Origin of the sequence: Amycolatopsis solani (assembly GCF_033441515.1) — a bacterium.
In the GTDB taxonomy this organism is placed as follows: domain Bacteria; phylum Actinomycetota; class Actinomycetes; order Mycobacteriales; family Pseudonocardiaceae; genus Amycolatopsis; species Amycolatopsis solani.
The window spans coordinates 3,856,393-3,873,982 of record NZ_JAWQJT010000001.1; the positions used below are offsets into that span (position 1 = coordinate 3,856,393).

The 17,590-nt window shown below is 72.8% G+C and carries 17 protein-coding genes; 5 read left to right on the forward strand and 12 right to left on the reverse strand.

What is annotated here, in order from left to right; genetic code table 11:
• Positions 1 to 161 precede the first annotated feature (161 nt).
• The 3 genes from SD460_RS18335 to SD460_RS18345 all read right to left on the reverse strand — a co-directional run bounded on the left by SD460_RS18335 (position 162) and on the right by SD460_RS18345 (position 3,170).
• Positions 162 to 1,382, reverse strand: a complete 1,221-nt coding sequence (locus SD460_RS18335) for a class I SAM-dependent methyltransferase (RefSeq protein ID WP_318306414.1) — start codon at positions 1,380 to 1,382, stop codon at positions 162 to 164.
• Positions 1,383 to 1,469: 87 nt separating this feature from the next.
• Positions 1,470 to 2,468 (reverse strand): dTDP-glucose 4,6-dehydratase, encoded by a 999-nt coding sequence (gene rfbB / locus SD460_RS18340; protein WP_290058862.1) that lies wholly within the window; start codon positions 2,466 to 2,468, stop codon positions 1,470 to 1,472.
• Between the two features lie 51 nt (positions 2,469 to 2,519).
• The gene (locus tag SD460_RS18345) at positions 2,520 to 3,170 is read right to left on the reverse strand and encodes a sigma-70 family RNA polymerase sigma factor (protein ID WP_290058861.1); all 651 of its coding nucleotides are present in this window, start codon (positions 3,168 to 3,170) and stop codon (positions 2,520 to 2,522) included.
• A 312-nt stretch (positions 3,171 to 3,482) separates the two neighbouring features.
• Between SD460_RS18345 and SD460_RS18350 the strand changes: the two genes are divergently transcribed.
• The 5 genes from SD460_RS18350 to SD460_RS18370 all read left to right on the forward strand — a co-directional run bounded on the left by SD460_RS18350 (position 3,483) and on the right by SD460_RS18370 (position 9,218).
• Positions 3,483 to 4,781 carry an MFS transporter gene (locus tag SD460_RS18350; protein ID WP_290058860.1) on the forward strand — a complete coding sequence of 433 codons (1,299 nt, stop codon included), beginning with the start codon at positions 3,483 to 3,485 and terminating at the stop codon, positions 4,779 to 4,781.
• A gap of 21 nt (positions 4,782 to 4,802) precedes the next feature.
• Positions 4,803 to 6,155, forward strand: coding sequence for an FAD-binding oxidoreductase (locus tag SD460_RS18355; protein WP_318306415.1), 1,353 nt, complete (start codon positions 4,803 to 4,805; stop codon positions 6,153 to 6,155).
• Positions 6,156 to 6,181: 26 nt separating this feature from the next.
• On the forward strand, positions 6,182 to 6,631 hold the full coding sequence (locus SD460_RS18360; protein WP_290058858.1) for an NUDIX domain-containing protein: 450 nt from the start codon (positions 6,182 to 6,184) through the stop codon (positions 6,629 to 6,631).
• 173 nt (positions 6,632 to 6,804) lie between these two features.
• The gene (locus tag SD460_RS18365) at positions 6,805 to 8,025 is read left to right on the forward strand and encodes a MalY/PatB family protein (protein ID WP_290058857.1); all 1,221 of its coding nucleotides are present in this window, start codon (positions 6,805 to 6,807) and stop codon (positions 8,023 to 8,025) included.
• Positions 8,022 to 9,218, forward strand: a complete 1,197-nt coding sequence (locus SD460_RS18370) for an amidohydrolase family protein (RefSeq protein WP_318306416.1) — start codon at positions 8,022 to 8,024, stop codon at positions 9,216 to 9,218. Before SD460_RS18365 ends, SD460_RS18370 begins: the two co-directional genes overlap by 4 nt.
• 63 nt (positions 9,219 to 9,281) lie before the next feature.
• Here SD460_RS18370 and SD460_RS18375 read toward each other — a convergent pair whose 3' ends face one another.
• Genes SD460_RS18375 through aroB form a run of 9 tightly spaced genes read right to left on the reverse strand, consistent with a single transcriptional unit; the run spans position 9,282 to position 17,404 of the window.
• A complete protein-coding gene (locus tag SD460_RS18375) occupies positions 9,282 to 9,902 on the reverse strand; it encodes a mycothiol-dependent nitroreductase Rv2466c family protein (RefSeq protein ID WP_290058855.1) in 621 nt (206 codons plus the stop codon).
• 2 nt (positions 9,903 to 9,904) lie between these two features.
• On the reverse strand, positions 9,905 to 10,729 hold the full coding sequence (mca, locus tag SD460_RS18380; protein WP_290058854.1) for a mycothiol conjugate amidase Mca: 825 nt from the start codon (positions 10,727 to 10,729) through the stop codon (positions 9,905 to 9,907).
• Positions 10,730 to 10,734: 5 nt separating this feature from the next.
• Positions 10,735 to 11,460, reverse strand: coding sequence for an SDR family NAD(P)-dependent oxidoreductase (locus SD460_RS18385; RefSeq protein ID WP_290058853.1), 726 nt, complete (start codon positions 11,458 to 11,460; stop codon positions 10,735 to 10,737).
• Complete coding sequence (locus SD460_RS18390) at positions 11,457 to 12,713, reverse strand: glycosyltransferase (RefSeq protein WP_318306418.1); 1,257 nt, start codon at positions 12,711 to 12,713, stop codon at positions 11,457 to 11,459. Before SD460_RS18390 ends, SD460_RS18385 begins: the two co-directional genes overlap by 4 nt.
• Before the next feature lie 11 nt (positions 12,714 to 12,724).
• The gene (locus SD460_RS18395; RefSeq protein ID WP_318306419.1) at positions 12,725 to 13,681 is read right to left on the reverse strand and encodes a sugar phosphate isomerase/epimerase family protein; all 957 of its coding nucleotides are present in this window, start codon (positions 13,679 to 13,681) and stop codon (positions 12,725 to 12,727) included.
• Positions 13,647 to 14,654 (reverse strand): BadF/BadG/BcrA/BcrD ATPase family protein, encoded by a 1,008-nt coding sequence (locus SD460_RS18400; protein WP_318306420.1) that lies wholly within the window; start codon positions 14,652 to 14,654, stop codon positions 13,647 to 13,649. Before SD460_RS18400 ends, SD460_RS18395 begins: the two co-directional genes overlap by 35 nt.
• Positions 14,654 to 15,553 (reverse strand): SDR family oxidoreductase, encoded by a 900-nt coding sequence (locus tag SD460_RS18405; RefSeq protein ID WP_290063210.1) that lies wholly within the window; start codon positions 15,551 to 15,553, stop codon positions 14,654 to 14,656. Before SD460_RS18405 ends, SD460_RS18400 begins: the two co-directional genes overlap by 1 nt.
• Entirely contained in the window at positions 15,546 to 16,217 is a 672-nt protein-coding gene (locus SD460_RS18410) for an HAD-IA family hydrolase (protein WP_318306421.1), read from the reverse strand. The genes SD460_RS18405 and SD460_RS18410 overlap by 8 nt, the downstream gene beginning before the upstream one ends.
• Complete coding sequence (gene aroB, locus SD460_RS18415) at positions 16,214 to 17,404, reverse strand: 3-dehydroquinate synthase (RefSeq protein ID WP_290061363.1); 1,191 nt, start codon at positions 17,402 to 17,404, stop codon at positions 16,214 to 16,216. Before aroB ends, SD460_RS18410 begins: the two co-directional genes overlap by 4 nt.
• Positions 17,405 to 17,590: the final 186 nt, after the last annotated feature.

Sequence of the window (17,590 nt, forward strand, 5' to 3'; positions counted from 1 at the left end):
CCGCCGGGACCGATGTAGTGAATGACTCATTCCTGTCGTCCGACGACAGGAATGAGTCATTCACTACATCTCAAGCCGGGCCGCCGTGCGCCGGAACGCCGGAGGCCCCGCCCCTCCGGAGAGGGACGGGGCCACCGGGCTCCCGTACGGCGGGCGGCGCGTCAGCGCTCGAGGATCCGCGGCTCCGGCAGCGGCTCGATGAGCGTGCCGCGGAAGCCTTCGTTGCGGAGGTTGGTGATGACCTCGTCGGCGATGTGCCAGGACATCAGCAGCGCGTACTCCGGCTGGTTGTCCCCGGCCAGCTCCTGCTGGCTGATGATGGGGATGTGCGTGCCGGGGAACAGCTTGCCGATCTTGCGCGGGCTGATCTCCGAGACCACGTCGATGTCGTCCGGGCCGAGGCCGCAGTAGTTGAGCATCGTCACCGCGCGCCCGGGTGCGGACGCCGCCGCGACGCGCGCGCCGGTGTTCTTGAGGAACCGGACCAGCTCGTTGAGCTTCTCGCGGTGCTGTTCGACGCGCTCGGCGAACTGCGTGTAGATCATCGAGTCGCGCAGCTTGAGGGAGTCCTCGAGCTCACGCAGTTCGATGACCGACTGGTCGACCTCGTGCTCGCCCACGAAGCCGGCGTAGACCCGGATCGACCCGCCGTGGGTCGGGATCCGCTCGATCTTGACCGTCTCCAGGCCGTGCCGCCGGAACGCCTCGTCCAGCGCCGTCACCGAGTAGTACCGCGAGTGCTCGTGGTAGGCGAAGTCGTACTGGAGGGTCTCCAGCAGGTCCACGAGGTAGTGCGACTCGGTGACGAACAGGCCGTCGTCCTTGAGGAGCGAGGTCACGCCGTCCAGCACGTCGTGCAGGTTGGTGACGTGCGCGAACACGTTGAGCGCGACGACGAGGTCGGTCTTGCCGCGGGTGGCGGCGAGGCCGGCCCCGACGGTCGAGCTGAAGTAGTCCTTGACGACCTGGGAGCCGGCCGCGGTGACCTGGCCGACCGGGTCGACGCCGAGGACGTCGAACGAGCGCGCGGCCAGCTTGTCCAGCAGGCTGCCGTCGTTGCTGCCGAACTCGACGACGGACCGGCCGTCGGTCGAGTCGAACAGACCCGCGAGCGTGTCGGCGAGTCCTTGCAGGTGCTCGTGGTAACCGGCGGTCAGGCCGGCCAGGTGGTGGTAGTCGCCCGAGAACAGGATGCGCTCGCTGACCGACTCCAAGACCTGCACCAGGCTGCACTGTTCGCAGAAACCCAGTTCGAGCGGCCAGAGGCGTTCGTTCTCCGCTTCTTCCCGATTCGCCGGGAAATGGAACGAAGGCTGCTGGCCGAGTGAGAGGAACTTGCGGACCTCCACGTCCCCACACGTCTGGCAGAGCGTTTTACTCACGACCTACTCCTTCGGGCTAGCCGTACGGTGCTCCGGTGGACAAACGTACGGCGCCCGGTTCCGCGGACGCGTCTTCGCGATTGCGAGCTACCGCCCGATAATCCCGTAACGCGCCTCGGTGTCCGTTTTCTGCGTTTTCCACCACCATTCGTTTTCGCGGTACCAATCGAGCGTGGCGGCCAGTCCGGCGCGGAAATCCGCGTACCGCGGCTGCCAGCCGAGTTCGGTGCGCACCTTGGTGGAATCGTTGGAATAGCGCAGGTCGTGGCCCGGGCGGTCGGCGACGTGGTCGTAGGCGTCGGTCGGCTGCCCGGAAAGTTCGAGGATCAGTTCCACGATTTCCTTGTTGCTGCGCTCGTCCCCGGACCCGATGAGGTAGGTGTGGCCGGCGCGGCCGCCGTCGAGGATCCGGTGCACGGCGTCGTTGTGGTCGGCGACGTGGGTCCATTCCCGGACGTTGGCGCCGGCGCCGTAGAGCTTCGGCCGGGTGCCGGTGAGCAGGTTGGTCACCTGGCGGGGGATGAGCTTTTCGACGTGCTGGTACGGGCCGTAGTTGTTGGCGCAGTTGGAAAGCGTGGCCTCGACGCCGTACGAGCGGACCCAGGCGCGGACCAGCATGTCCGAGCTCGCCTTGCTCGCCGAGTAGGGGCTCGACGGGTCGTAGGCGGTTTCCTCGGTGAACTGCTCGACCGCGTCGAGCGGCAGGTCGCCGAACACCTCGTCGGTGGAGATGTGGTGCAGCCGCCGCCCGTGCTTGCGGACCGCCTCCAGGATGGTGAAAGTGCCGAGGATGTTCGTCCGGACGAACGGCGAGGGATCGTGCAGCGAATTGTCCACATGGGACTCGGCCGCGAAGTGGACGACGGTGTCGGCGCCGGCGACCAGCCGGTCGACGAGCGCCGCGTCGCAGATGTCGCCGTGCACGAAGGTGATCCGGTCCGCGACCGCGTTCAGGCTGTCGCGGTTGCCCGCGTAGGTGAGCGCGTCCAGCACGGTCACCTCCGCGTCCGGCCGCCTTTCGATCGTGTCCAGCACGAAGTTCGCGCCGATGAACCCCGCTCCGCCCGTGACCAGCATCCGCCGCATGCGGGCACGGTTCCACAGTCCCGCCCGCCGGCGCGTCTCTTCACGTGCGCGTCAGGCCGCCGGCCGGTCCTGGTCGAGCAGTTCCGCCACGACGTCCACTTCGGACCGGTCGAGCGCGCTCATGTACCGGCGGAGCAGCACCCGTTCCGCGCCGGGCGGCCGCGTCCGTTCGCTGCGTGCGCCGGGGAGGTGCCGCTTCATCGTCGAACGCGCCCGCTGCAGCGCGCTGTTGGCCGAAGCGACGCTGATCTCGAGCACGTCCGCGCACTCCTTGGCCGACCAGCCGAGCACGTCACGCAGGACGAGCACCGCGCGCTGCTTGGGCGGCAGGTGCTGCAGGGCGGTGAGGAACGCCAGCTCGAGCACCTCCCGGGCGAGGACGGCGGCGTCCGCGCCCGGCGTGCTGGGCTCCGGGCCCCCGTCGAGCTCGTCCGTCTCCGGCTGCCGCGCGAGGTGGTCGAGGCAGCAGTTGGTGGCGATCCGGTACAGCCACGCGCGGAAGGTCGAGCGGCCCGCGTACTGCGCCCGCTTGCGCCAGGCGCGGAGGAAGGTCTCCTGCACCATGTCTTCGGCCTCGTCGTACGAGCCGAGCAGCCGGTGGCAGTGGACGCGCAGTTCGTGGCGGTGCCGTTCGAGCAGCCTGCCGAACGCCCGCTCGTCACCCGCGGGGACGGCACTCGCCCGATCAGGTCTGTCGTCCACTCGTCGTACTCCCCTCGCATCCCCGGTCCAGGCTCGCAGCGCACCGGACGGCGCCCTACTCCTCGCTTGCGGTCCCCTTCACCGCACGGCGACTTCTCCCACGTTGCGGTCCACCGCCCCGGGCGGTCGCGCGCAGTCCCCACCCGGGCACGTGCCGTGAAGGGCCCGACGGCCCGTTGATCAGCGGTGAGTGCCCCGCACCCCGGCTCCGCTACTCCCACGGTGCGGTCCGCCGCTCGGCAAGGCGGGAGATGAGCCGGTCGCGGTGCTCCCGCACGATGAGGTGGTTGACGCCGATGCCGGGAGGAAGTCGTGTCACCAGGATTGGGAGCCGCCGGAGTACCGCCGGCCGACACGGCGACCCGGGCCGAGCTGTCCGCGCGCCGTCGCGGGATGCTGGCGCTGTTCACCACCGCCACGCTGATGAACGCCGCGATGGCGGCCGTCGCGCCGACCAGCACCATCTGGGCCGAACCGTACGTCGGTGTCATGTGGAGCGCGTTCCCGCAGACGCTGACCATCCTCGGCACCGGCCTCGGGGCGCTGCTGCTCGTGCGCGCCACCTCGTGGCTGGGCTGGCGGGCGAGCCTGATGGTCGCCTTCGCCGTCGGGACGCTCGGCGGCCTGATCTGCTTCACCGCGACGCTGATCGAGAACATCCCCCTGCTGGACGCCGGGATGTTCGTGCTCGGCCTCGGCGTCGGCGGTTCGATCGTCTCGCGGTACGCCGCCGCCGAGCTCTACCCGCGGCATCGCAGCGGGTACGCGCTCGGGCTGGTCGTCGCCGCCGGCGCCGTCGGCTCGGTCGGCGGGCCGCTGCTGCTGTACCCCATGAGCTCGCTGATGGGCAGCTTCGGCCTGCCCGAGCTGTCCGGGCCGTTCCTGCTCGCGGCGGTGGTCAGCGCGGTCGCCGGGCTCGGCGGGATCACGCTGCCCCGGCACAAGGCCCCGCGCCCGGAAGGCTCGCAGCTGGCCGTGCTGAGCTCGGTGTTCCGCTCCGGCTCGGCGCGGATGCTGCTGCTGGTCATGATCGTCAGCCAGCTCATCATGGTCGCGATCATGACCGCGGCCCCGATGGACATCACCCTGAAGGACGGCAGCCTCGTCTTCGTGGGCACCGCGCTGGCCGCGCACGCGGGCGGCATGTTCCTCTTCGCCCCGCTCACCGGCTGGATGATCGACCGGATCGGCGCGCGGAAGGTGATGTTCGCCGGCCTCGCGGTGCTGGTGGTCGCCGCCGCGATCGGCGCGAGCTCCACGATGTCCCACGCGCACATGGGCTCCTTCTCGCTGTTCCTGCTCGGCTACGGCTGGAACCTCGGGTTCATGGCGGGCAGCCGCACGCTCGCGACGACGCTGTCCTCGAACGGGCAGGGCCAGGTCGTCGGCGCGGTCGACGCCGTGGTCTGGTGCGTCTCGGCGACCGGCACCATCGGCGGTACCGCCTTGCTCGGCTCCGGCGGGTACTCGATCATGGCGGAGATCATGGGGATCCTGCCGATCGTCACCTTCCTGCTGCTGCTCCGCAGCCGGCCGGTCGCGGCGGTCTCGCCGGCCGCCGCCCCCGCGGACACGGCCGGCGCCCCCGAACGCACGGACGAAGCTGCCTGACCGCGAGGAAGGACGACGCTGGTGCGCTGGAACGCGCTGGAGCGGCGGCTGGCGGGTGAGCTCCTCACGCCGGCTTCGGCCGGCTACGACGAGGCCCGCCGCCCCGAAATGGCCCGGTACGACACCGTCCGCCCGGCCGCGGTGGTTCGCTGCACCACCGACGCCGACGTCGCGGTGACGCTGGCCGCGGCCCGCGAAACCGGGCTGCCGCTGGCCGTGCGCGGCGGCGGCCACGACTTCGCCGGGCATTCGTCCACCACGGGGATCCTGCTGGACACCCGCCCGATGGCGACGGCGTCGGTCGAAGACGGGCGGCTCGTCGTCGGCGCGGGCGCCCGGCTCGCCGACGCCTACGACGCGCTGGCGCCGCACGGCCGGACGATCCCGGCCGGCTGCGGCCCGACGGTCGGCCTGGCCGGGCACGCCCTCGGCGGCGGCATGGGCATCCTCGGCCGCCGGTACGGCTTCGCGCTGGACCGGTTGCGCGCGGCCACGGTCGTCCTCGCGGACGGCCGGGTCGTGGCCTGCTCCGAGCAGCGGGACCCGGACCTGTTCTGGGCGCTGCGCGGGGCCGGCACCGGCAACTTCGGTGTGGTGACGCGGCTGGTCTTCGACCCGGTGCCCGCGCCGGACGCGACCAGCTTCCACCTCACCTGGGGCCGCGAGCACGCCTCCGCGCTGGTGCTCGCCTGGCAGGAGTGGCTCGACGGCGCGCCGCGCGAAGTGGCCCCGAGCCTGATGGTGACGGCGTCGGCGAACCCGGCCGAAGAGCCCGTCACGCACCTGTTCGGCACGCTGACCGGCGGCGCCGAGTCGGTGGCGGAGTTCGTGCGCTCGCTGCCCGAGCCGGTCACCGACACCCGCGTCACCCTGCCCTACCGCGAAACCAAGGCGTTCCTCGCGGAGAACGGGCCGGGCGACGACCACCCGGGGGCGCACCTGTACAGCCGGTCGGAGTTCATCGGCAGTCCGCTGCCCGCCGACGTCGTCGAGGCGCTGCTGGCCGAGTTCGACGACGGGCGCAAGCCGGGGGAGGGCCGCTCCCTGGAGCTGCTGCCCTCGGGCGGCGCGTACAACGACGTCGACGCGGCCGCGACGGCCTTCCCGCACCGGGACGCGCGGTACCTGCTCAAGCACGCCGCCGATCTCGACGCCGACCTCGAACCCGCCGACTCGCGCAAGTGGCTGCACCGCTCGTGGGACCTGACGCGCCCGTGGGGCACCGGCGGCGCCTACCCGGGGTTCCCCGATCCCGACCTCGAGGACGCCCCTTCGGCCTACTACGGCGCCAACCTCGCCCGGCTGCGCGAGGTCAAGGCGCACTACGACCCGGGCGGGCTGTTCCGGTTCGCCCAGTCCGTGCCGCTCGCGTAGCGGCGCGGCCAGGAAGGAGAGGATCCATGACCGAGCCCACGCCCGCGCCGCGGGTCTGCGCGGGGACGCTGTTCACCCGCGGTGACACGGTGCTGCTGCTCCACCGCTCGATCTACGAGAACGGCTGGGACATCCCGGGCGCGCTGGTGGGGCACGGCGAGTCGCCGGCCGCGGCCGCGCGGCGCCAGCTCGGCGAGGACCTCGGCCTGGACCGGGAGCCGGCCGGGCTGGTCGTCGTCGACTGGGTCCCCGGCGACGACGGCGACGAGTTCCTCTACGTCTTCGACGGCGGCGAGCTCGCCGACGACGACATCCGGCTCACCCTCGGCCGCAACGGGCTGGACCGCTCGGAGTGGGTCCCGGTGGACCGGCTCGCCGAATACCTGCCGCCGGAGCTGGCGGCGCGGTTCACCGTCGCGCACGCCGCGCCCGAAACGCTCAACCTGGAGCGCGGGAAGCCGGCCGGCAACGGCTGAAACTCCGCTCCCGAAAAGAAGAGCCCGGCCGCGGCCGGGCTCTTCCCATGCCCTGACCAGGAAAAACGTCGCGGGCAGGGGATTTTTCGCCCGGTACCGATGAGTTCTGCACGCCCGAGCCGTCATACGAGCAGGCAACACTCACTGGGTGGAAACGAAAACGAGGTACGGTCATGACGATCGAGCAGGCGAGCGCGACGCTGTTGCCGGCGGCGCGATCGCGGCTGCACCAGCAGTTCTCGGCGCTGACGGAACCCGAGCTGCGGTCCCGTCCCGGGGCCAAGTGGCAGGTCGTGCGCCCGGACGTGGTACCCGCGTGGGTGGCGGACATGGACTTCCCGGTCGCCGAGCCGATCCGGGACTCCCTCCACGACCTCATCTCGAGCGGTGACTTCGGCTACCCCGACTGGCCGACGGGCGCGCGGACCGTGCGCGAAGCCTTCGTCGACCGGATGGCCGACCGCTACGGCTGGTTCGTGAACCCGGGTGACGTGCGCGAGTTCACGAACGTCGCGCAAGCCGTGCGCGTGGTGCTGGAAGCGGCGACGCGGCCGGGCGACGGGATCGCCATCCACACCCCGGCGTTCGGCCCGCTCACCAAGATGATCACCAGCCTGGGCCGCCGGGTCGTGCCGATCCCCATGGAGGACACCGAAGAGGGCTGGCGGTTCGACGCCGGGCAGCTGGACTCGGCGCTGGCCGGGGCGAAGCTGCTCCTGCTGGTGAGCCCGCACAACCCGACCGGGCGCGTGTTCACCCGCGGGGAACTGACCGCGCTCGCCGCCGCGGTGGAGCGCAACGACATGCTGGTCGTCTCCGACGAGCTGCACGCCGACCTCACGTTCGCGCCGCACCGGCACATCCCGTTCGCTTCGCTGAGCACGGAAATGGGCGCGCGCACGATCACCGTGTACGGCGCCAGCAAGGCGTTCAACCTGGCCGGGCTGCGCTGCGCAGTGGCGCACCTCGGTCCGAAGTGGATGCACGCGGTGATCGACGTCCAGGCGGGCCTGCTCGGTTCGGTCAACATCTTCGGCGCGGCCGCGACGGTGGCCGCGTGGACCCAAGGCGACGAGTGGCTCGACGCGACGGTCTCCTACCTCGACCGCAGCCGCTACATGGTCGCCGAGACGATGCGGACCGAGCTGCCGATGGTGCGCTACCACCTGCCCGAGGCCACTTACCTGGCGTGGCTGGACTTCCGGGCGTTCGGCTGGTCGGACCCGACGTCGGTGGTGCGCGAGAACGCCGGGATCGAGCTGAGCCCCGGCGAGTCGTTCGGGCGCGGCGGGCAGGGGTTCGCGCGGCTGAACTTCGCGACTTCTTGGCCGTTGCTCTGCGACCTGAAAGGCCGGGTGGCGCGCAGCGTTCCGTTGCTATCGTCCGTGGCATGAGTGCTCCGGGGCCGCTGCTGATCGAGGTGAGCAGGCTCCTGCGCGGCCCGCTCGGTGACTGCGTCCCGGACGCCGCCGTCCTGGTGGTGAACGGGAAGATCGCCGCGGCGGGCCCGCGCGAGTCCGTGGTGGCCCCGGAATCCGCGCGGCGCCTGGCTTTTCCCGGCGCCACGCTGGTGCCCGGCCTGATCGACGGGCACGTGCACCTGGCCATGGACGGCGGCCACGACCCGGTCGGGGCGCTGCTCGCCGCCGGTCCGGGGGAAGTCGAAGCCGGGATGGCGGAGCGGGCCGCGCGGCTCGTCGCTTCCGGCGTGACGACGGTCCGCGACCTCGGCGACCGGCCCCCGCGGGTGGCCGGCCTGCGCCGCGAGATCGACGCCGGCACCCGGCCGGGCCCGCGCATCCTGGCGGCGCTGGCCCCGCTGACCCCGCCGGGCGGCCACTGCTGGTTCTTCGGCGGCGAGGTGTCCGGCGAAGCGGCGATGCGGGAGCTGGTGCGGGCCAACGCGGAAGCGGGCGCCGACGTCATCAAGGTGATGGCCAGCGGCGGCAGCCTCACCCCGGGCGGCGCGGCGATGTGGGAGTCCCAGTTCACGCCGGCCGAGGTGAAGGCGGTCGTGGCGGAGGCGCACGCGCTGGGCCTGCCGGTGGCGGCGCACGCGCACGGCACGGAGTCGATCGAGTTCGCGGTCGACGCGGGCGCGGACACGATCGAGCACTGCTACTGGCTGGCCGGCGACGGGCAGTGGCAGCGCCGCGAAGACATCGCGCGCCGGATGGCCGCGGCCGGGATCGCCGCGTGCTGCACGGCCGGGCCGCGCGACTGGCTGGTGCAGCGTGCGACGCTCGGCGAAGCGGCGGCGCGGCCGCTGTTCGACCGGATCGCCTGGCTCGACGCGCTCGGCGTCCCGATCCTGCCGGGATCCGACGGCGGGGTGCGCAACGCCGTGTTCGGCGAATACGCGGGCCTGCTGGGGATGTACGAGTGGCTGGGCTTCAGCCCGGAGCGCGTCCTGGAGCTGGCGACGTCGGGCGCGGCGGACATCCTGGGGCTGTCGTCGGTGACGGGCCGGGTCCTGCCGGGCTTGAGCGCGGACCTGCTCGTGGTGGACGGCGATCCGCGCACCTCGACGTCGGTGCTGGCCGACGTGCGGCTGGTCGTCGCCCGCGGCCGCCTGGTGCAGACGTAGTGAATGACTCATTCCTGTCGTCAGACGACAGGAATGAGTCATTCACTACGTTCGGACCGGCCCTCAGGAGAAGTCGGGCTCCGAAATGCGGGCCCGCTTGATCTCCGAAACGTGCTCGAAGCCCGCCAGCGTCGCCAGCGCGTCGAACAGCCGTCCCGCGTCCTCGCCGCGCGCGATCTTCGAGACCACCGGGCCGAAGAACGCCGCGCCGTCGATGCGGATGATCGGCGTGCCGATCTCGATGCCGACCGCGTCCATCGCCTCGCGGGTGCTCGCGCGGACCTGGTCGTCGGCCGAATCCGTGGCCGCGACGTCGTTCAGCTCGGGCGGCAGGCCCAGCTCGTCCAGCGCCGCCGAGATCACCGCCGGGAAGTCCTTGTTGCCCTCTTCGTGGATCCGCTTGCCCAGCGCGGTGTACAGGTCGCGCAGCACCTTCGGGCCGAGCTGGTCGGCGGCCGCCGTCGCCACGCGGACCGGGCCCCAGGCCGCCTGCATCCGCTTGAGGTAGGCCTCCGGGTCGTCGAGGTACTGCTCGGGGATCTCGCGGTCGGCGTTGACCACCGACACGCTCATCACCCGGAACCGCAGGTCGATCTCCCGGACCTGCTCGACCTCCAGCAGCCACCGCGACACGACCCAGGACCACGGGTCCATCGGGTCGAACCACTGTTCCACGGTGTTCATCGTTACCCCTTCCGCACTTCGATGCCGGCGAACAGGTCGTCCTCCGGCCCAGAGCCGCCCACCCGGGAACGGGCGAGCTCGAAATCTTCGGTCGGCCACAGCTGCCGCTGGAGCTCAAGCGGGACGGCGAACCAGTGGCTGTCCGGGTCGATCTGGGTGGCGTGGGCGAGCAGCGCCGCGTCACGCCGCGGGAAGTGGTCCGCGCACGGCACCCGGGTGGTGATCCGGGCGTAGACGTCCGGCTTGGTGTCCCACTCCTTCAGCCACTCGTGGTACGGCGATTCCAAGCCCGCTTCGAGCAGCGCCTCGTGGAACATCGCCATCTTCTTGCCGCACCACTCGTGGACGTAGTAGAGCTTCAGCGGCTGCCAGTCCGGGTCGTCGCCGGCCGCTTCGAACGCCGCGACCGCCACCTCGTGCGCCCGGATGTGGTCCGGGTGCGGGTAGCCGCCGTTCTCGTCGTAGGTGATCACCACGTGCGGCCGGAACTCGCGCATTTCCACCAGCAGCCGCTCGGTGCACGTCGAAAGCGGCAGGCTCGCGAACCGGCCCGGCGGCACCGGGGTGCCGTCCGGCCAGCCGGAGTCGGCGAACCCGAGCCACCGCTGCTCCACGCCGAGCACCTCGATCGCGCGGGCGATCTCGTCCCGGCGGACCGCGGTCAGGTCGGCGCGCACCTCCGGGGTGTCCATGGCCGGGTTGAGGATGCTGCCCTCTTCACCGCCCGTGCAGGTGACGACCAGGACCTCGTGCCCCTCGTCGACGTACCGCGCGAGCGTCGCCGCGGCCTTGCTCGATTCGTCGTCCGGGTGCGCGTGCACCGCCATCAGCCTCATCGTGCCCTCCGCACCAGGGTCGCCCCGCCGTCGACGTCCAGGCCCTGCCCGGTGATGTGCTTCGCCGCGGGGGAGCAGAGGAACGCCACGACGTCGGCGACGTCGCCGGCGGTCTGCTCCCGGCCGAGCGGGACGCGGTCGGCGACGACCTCGTCGAACTCGGCGCGGCTGACGTCCTGCCACTGCTTGCTCCAGACGAACCCGGGCCGGACGGTGTTCACCCGCACCCCGGCCGGCGCCAGCGCGACGGCGAGCGAGGTGCTCCAGTGCTCGAGCGCGGCCTTCGCGGCGCCGTACGCGGGCGAGACGACCCACGGCATGTTCGCCGCGATCGAGCTGACGTTGCAGATCGCCGAGCCGCGGCCGAAGCGTTCGCGCAGGGCCTTCGTCACGCGGTAGGCCGTGGTGAGGTTGAGCGCGAAGATGTCGTCGAACACCGCTTCCGGCGGCCAGGTCGCGTCGTCGACCGGTTCGAGGTGCGGCCGCCGCTCGCCGCCCAGCACGTTGACGAGCACGGTGAGCTCGCCGGGCAGCGCGGCCGCCAGTTTGTCCACTTCGGACGCTTCACGCAGGTCGCAGACGAAACCCTTGGCACCGGCGGGAACCGCCGGCTCGACCACGTCGACCGCCACGACTTCGTCGACCACGCCGGCGTCGAGCAGCCGCCCGGCCACCGCCGAGCCGATCCGCCCGCCCGCCGCGGTGACCACTCCGGTCCTCATCGTGCCGCCCCTTCCGGGATCCGGGCCGCCACCGCGCGGTAGTCCGCGACCAGGCGGTCCATCGGGTAGGTGGCCGCCGCCGCTTCGGCCGCGGCCGCGCCGATGCGCTCGCGTTCCCGCAAGCACGAAAGCAGTCCGTTCACGGCGTCGGCGACGGCCGCGGTGTCCGCCGGATCGACCAGCAGCCCGGTCCGGCCGTGCTCGATCTGCGCGCACAGCCCGCCGACGCGTCCCGCGACGACCGGCCGTCCCTTCGCCATCGCTTCGGTGACGGTGAGCCCGAACCCCTCGGCGAGGCTCTTCTGCACGACGACGTCGGCGCGCCGCTGCAGGGCGTTGATCAGCAGCGCGGCGCGCTCCGGGTCGCGCTGCGAAGTGCGCACGAGGTGCACCCGCCGCCGGAGGGACGCGGGCAGTTCGGCCCGCAGCCGCCGGACCTCGGCGAGCACGGCGAGGCCTTCGGGGTCGTCCGGGATCTCTTCGGGGTCGTTGCCCGCCAGCACGAGGTGGACGTCGCCGGGCAGGCCGGGCAGCAGCCGCAGCACCCCGGGCATGTCCTTGAGCGGGTCCCACCGCGAAACCTGCAGCACCATCCGCGCGCCGGCGGGCATCGGCCCGTCCTGCTCGGCGACGGCGAGTTCGCTCGCACCCTCCGCCGTCAGCCCGGCTTCGGCCAGCAGCCCGTTCGCCTCCGCGGCGCTCATCGGCCGGTTCTTCGCCGCCTTCGGGTCGAACGCGGGCGCGCACACCGCGACCGGGCGTCCCGGCGGCGCGTACGCCGCCAGCGCCGTCACGACGACGTCCACTGTGGACAACTCGGCCGCGAACGCCCGCCACACCACCTCGGGTCCCGCCGCGCCCGGCGCGTCCGTCCCGATGTGGCAGTGCCACACCACCCGGGCACCGGCCGCCGACAGAGCCGGGGCCAAGCCGAGGACCTGCGGGTCGTGCAGCACCACGGTGTCGCCCGGGCCCACCCGCGCGGCCAGCCACGCCGCCTGCGGCGCCAGCACCGCCCGGTAGTGGTCCAGGTCGGCGGCGGAGATCCGCGGCGCACCCCGGTCGTGCAGCAGGTGGTGCAGGGACTTGGTGAACGCGAAGAACGAGTCGTCCCCGGCGATCACCGCCCAGCCGGCGTCGACCCCGCTCGCCAGCTGCGCCGGGACCAGCCCGTGCAGCAGCTCGGCGACGCCGCCGCCGGTCGCGGTCGCGTTGACGTGCACCAGCCGCGGGCCCGGACCCGGCTCACGCACCCACGCGGGCCTCACCACGTCCGCCCTTCGGCCACGGCGTCCGGCACCATCGACCGGAGCACGCCCAGACCGCGGTCGATGCTGCGGTCGCGGGGGAGCAGGGTGTCCTCGTGCTCGAGGTAGAGCACGCCGTCGAAGCTTTCGTCCTGCAGCGTCGCGACGATCTCCGCCCACGGCAGCTCGCCGAGGCCGAGCGCGCGGAACCGGATCGGCGGCTGCGGGCCGTAGCGGCCCCAGCCGGGGCCGGACGGCAGGCCGCGCCCGCTCCAGCGCTGCAGGTCCTTCGCGTGCACCGCGCCCATGCGCGTTTCCCAGCCGCGCACGCCGTCGACCGGGTCGTGGCCGGTCGCCGCGAGGTTCGCCGGGTCGACGCACAACCCGAGCACGTCGGCCCAGTCCCCGGTCATGGCGAACAGCAGGTCCGCGCTCGCCCGGTCGTAGACGACCTGCTTCGGGTGCGGCTCCACCAGCAGCCGGACGCCGGCCTCGCGCGCGGCGTGCACCAGCGGCTCGGCGGCGGTCCGGAACGCGGCGATGTTGTCCGCCCAGCTCACGTCGCTGTGCCACCAAGAGAGCCAGCGGCCGAAGTCGGGGCAGCCGGGCAGCAGCCGGACGTCCGGCGCGCCGAGCCGCTCGGCGAGCCGGATCGCGCCGAGGGAGCAGGTGAGCGCGTGGGCGCGCTTGGCGGCCGCGTCGCCGCGGTGCACCGGGTCGGTGTGCCGGTCATGGGGTCCGAGCAGCAGCTGTGCGTCGCGGCTGTTGCTGACGCAGCCGACCTGCTGCCCGCGCAGCACCTCCGCCACTTCGTCGCGGTAGGCGGCGTCGTCGGCGCACCGGACCGCGTCGATCAGCCCGAACGTCGTGTCCGTCGGCACGTCCAGCCACAGCGGGCCGAACTTCTCCGCGTGCCGCAGCGCGGTGGCCAGGTCGAGGTCACCGAACGCCGCCAAGCAGAGTCCCAGCTTCATGTCGCCTCCTCGGGGGCAGCGCCGCGGCGTAGGCGTCGAGCCCGCCGGGCAGCGCGGGTTCACCGGAGCCGGCGAACCGGTCGAGCGCGGTCAGGACGACCGAGGCCGTGTCGGTCACCAGGTCGGCGCTGCCGGCGCCGACCGGCCCGGTCAGGTGGTGGGCGAACTGCTCGTACAGCTCGGGGCACCCGGTGAACACCCCGCCCGCCGCGGCGACGGCGAACCCGTCCGGCAGGCCGAGCGCGTCGCGGACCGCGTACACGCCTTCAGCCAGATCGCCGACGGCCTGGTCGATCACCCCGAGGGCGACGTCGTCGCCGGCCAGCCAGGTCGCGCAGACCACCGGCGCGAGCGCGGCCAGGCCCTGCTTGGGGAACGGCTGCGCGGCCAGCCGGCGCGCGAGGCCGGCGACGGTCGTCCCGGCGTACTCGCCGAGCGCGTCGACGAGCGCGGTCTCGGGGCCGCGGCCGTCGGTGGCCCGGACGGCCGCCCGCAGCCCGCGCAGGCCGATGTCGACGGCACCGCCCTCGTCGCTGCCGAGGTATTCGCAGCCGCCCGCGTTGGCCACGCGCTTGCCGTCGGTCCCGAAGAAGCCGGAGCCGGTGCCGCACACGGCGACCACGCCGACGCCGGAAAGCGCGGGCACGCCCCACAGCAGCGGCAGCACGTCGTTGGAGACGACCAGCCCGGCGTCGAGCCCGGCGTCGTCGGCGGCGGCACGGGCCCGCTCGAGCTCCGGGCCGATCCCGCCGGGCCCGGCCGCGGCGCTGGCCAGCCAGCCGACCGCGGGCCCGGTCCCGAGCACGGCGCCGATCTCGGCGAACGCCTCCCGCAGGGTGCGGCCGGCGGCGTCGCCGGTGGCGTGCGGGTTGATCGACGGCAGCTCGAACGTCCGCCGCGGGCCGCCGTCCCCGGGCACCACCAGAGCCCGGGTGCGGCTGCCGCCGGCGTCGATCGCGAACCGGCCGACCATCAGACCGCGACCACAGGGCCGGTCCGCAGCATCTGCCGCAGCCCGTCCGCCGGCGTCATCGGCGTCCAGCCGGCGAGCCCGGGCAGGTGCCCGAAGTCGTCGCAGGCCAGCGAGGAGTGCCGGGGGCGCGAGGCCCACAGGGTGTCGCGGCGCAGGACCGGCCGGACCAGCGCCGGGTCGGCACCGGTGAGGCGGTAGGCCACCGTCGCGAAGTCGAACCGGCTCAGCTCGGCCGGCCCGGCCAGGTGCGCGATGCCGGTCGGCAGCTCCGGCACGCGGCACAGCGCGGCCAGCACCGCCGAGACGTCGTCGATGTGCACCGGCGTGAACGACTGGTCGGTCGGCGCCTCCAGCTCCTCGCCGGCCGCGGCCGCCTGCAGGCAGCGCTGCCCGTAGGTGGCGCGGTGCGCCGGGCCGGTCCAGCCGTAGACGAGGCTGACGCGCAGCGCGAGGTTCGGCCCGGTCAGCAGTTCCTGCTCCGCCAGCGCCTTGACCCGCCCGTAGACGTTGTGCGGGCTGATCGGGTCCGCGGGGCGGTGACCGCCGCGCGAACCGTCGAAGACGTTGTCGGTGGAGACCAGCACGGTCGGCACCCCGGAGCCGGCGAGCAGCTTGGCCACGCCGTGGTGGACGGCCTCCGCGCGCTGCTCGTTCGCCTCGATCCACGTGACGTCACTGGGCCCGTGGGTCAGGATGACCCGCGCCGGGCGCAGCGCGTCGACGTGGCCGCGCAGGCGTTCGCGGCCCGCCGGGTCGTCGAGGTCGACGGACAGGTGCCCGGCGTGCGCGAGCGGCGTGGTCGACACCGTCGCCACGTCGTGGCCGTCGGCGCGCAGCCGGTCGGCCACCGAAGCGCCGATCAGCCCGCGGCCGACGACCAGAACCGTGTGGTCAGACATGGGTTTCACTCCTCCTCGTCAGCGCGATCGAGCCGGTGCCGACCGAGGCCGCCACCGCGGCGAGGTCCGGCACCAGGATGTCCACATCGGACGGATCGCCGAGCGTCGGACCGGCGATGCCGATGACGCGGCAGCCGGCCGCCCGCGCGGCGAGCACACCGGGCCGGGCGTCCTCGACGACGACGCACGACTCCGGCGCGAAGCCGAGCCGGGCGGCCGCGGCGAGGTAGCCGTCGGGGGCCGGCTTGCCGCGCGGGACCTCGCCGGCGGCGATCAGGACGGCCGGGACCGGCAGCCCCACGCTGGTCAGCCGCGCGGTCGCGAGGGGCCGCGTCCCGGACGTCACCACGGCCCGCCGCGTCGACGGCAGCGCGGCGAGGATCTCCGCCGCCCCGGGGCAGGCCACGAGCTCGCTGGTGTCCGCCGCCTGGAGCAGTTCCAGCGCGGCGGCTTCACCGGCGGCGTCGAGGTGCGGCGCGACGGCCGCGATCGTCTCGGCCGACGGGCGTCCGTGGCAGGCGGCGACCACGGCGTCCGCGTCCAGCCCGTGGTCCACCGCCCAGGCGCGCCACGACCGCTCCACGGTGCTGCCGGATTCCACCAGCACGCCGTCGAGGTCGAACAGCACCGCCGCGCACGACAGCGCATCGGCCGGGGTGCTCATGCCGCCCTCGCCCCCTGGCTCGCTTCGGCCAGCGCGGTGGCGCGGGTGGCGGCCATCGCCATGGCGACCTCGTCGTCGGTGACGTCGTCGGCGATGACCGTGCAGCCGTACTCGACGGGCAGCACGAACCGGATCTTCGAGTCGCGGATCTTCCGGATCTGGCCGAGCGCCGCCGTGACGGCACCCGCCTGCACCGAGCTCGGCAGGTCCAAAGTGGACGTCGGCAGCCCGCAGCGGTTCAGCAGGCCGACCAGCCGCGCGCGGTCCTTCTCGGCCAGCATCCCGCGCCGCACCGCGATTTCGGCGGCGATCGTCATGCCGTAGGCGACGGCCTCGCCGTGCAGCACCGGGCCGTAGCCGGTCACCGTCTCCACCGCGTGGCCGACGGTGTGCCCGAAGTTCAGCGGCCGCCGCAGGTCCACTTCGTACGGGTCGAGCTGGATCAGCTCGGACTTCACGACGCTCGCCGCGCGCACGATCTGCTCCAGCGCGGGCAGGTCGCGGTCCAGCGCCAGATCGGCGTTGTCCTCGATGAGGTCGAACAGCGGGGGCGAGCCGATCACGCCCTTCTTGATCGCCTCGGCCAGCCCGGCCGCGATCTGCCGTCGGTCCAGAGTGGACAGGTAGGCGACGTTCGAGACGACCGCCTTCGGCTGGTAGAACGCGCCGATGAGGTTCTTCGCGCTCGGGTGGTCGACGGCGACCTTGCCGCCGAGCGCCGCGTCCACCTGGCCCAGCAGTGTGGTGGGGACGTTGATGTAGGGGACACCGCGCATGTACGCGCTGGCGACCCAGCCGATGGTGTCGATGACCACGCCGCCGCCGACCGACAGGATGATGTCGCGCCGGGCGATGGACGTGCCGGCCAGCCAGTCGAGCATGCGGACCGCGGTGTCGATCGACTTGTTGGCTTCACCGGGCGGGAAGGACGTCATGGCGACGTCGATCCCCTTGTCCCGCAACGAGGTCGCGAGGCGCTCGGCGTGCAGCGCGGAGACCGTGTCGTCGGTGATCAGGGCGACCCGGCGCCCGTCGATCTGGTTGAGCAGGAACTTTTCGGCGCAGGGTTCGGCCTTGCAGACGAACACCGAGTAGATGTCGTCGCGGCTGGCGGAGGCGGTGAACGGCTCGGTATCGTCCGCGGCGGGAATCGGTACCAGATGCGGACAACGCACGTGCTCGAGCATGGTTTGACTCCCCTTGAAGTCCTCTTTCGCGCAACCGCACCTTGCGGACCCGCTCGGTGTCCAAATCGTGGAACGCCTCGCTCCGGCTGGTACTTTGTAGTCACCGGGACTGGCCGGTTCGCGAGGTCCGCGGGCTGCGCCGTCGCTCATCGAACTCTCGCACCGGTCCTTGTCGTGCTCATCTCC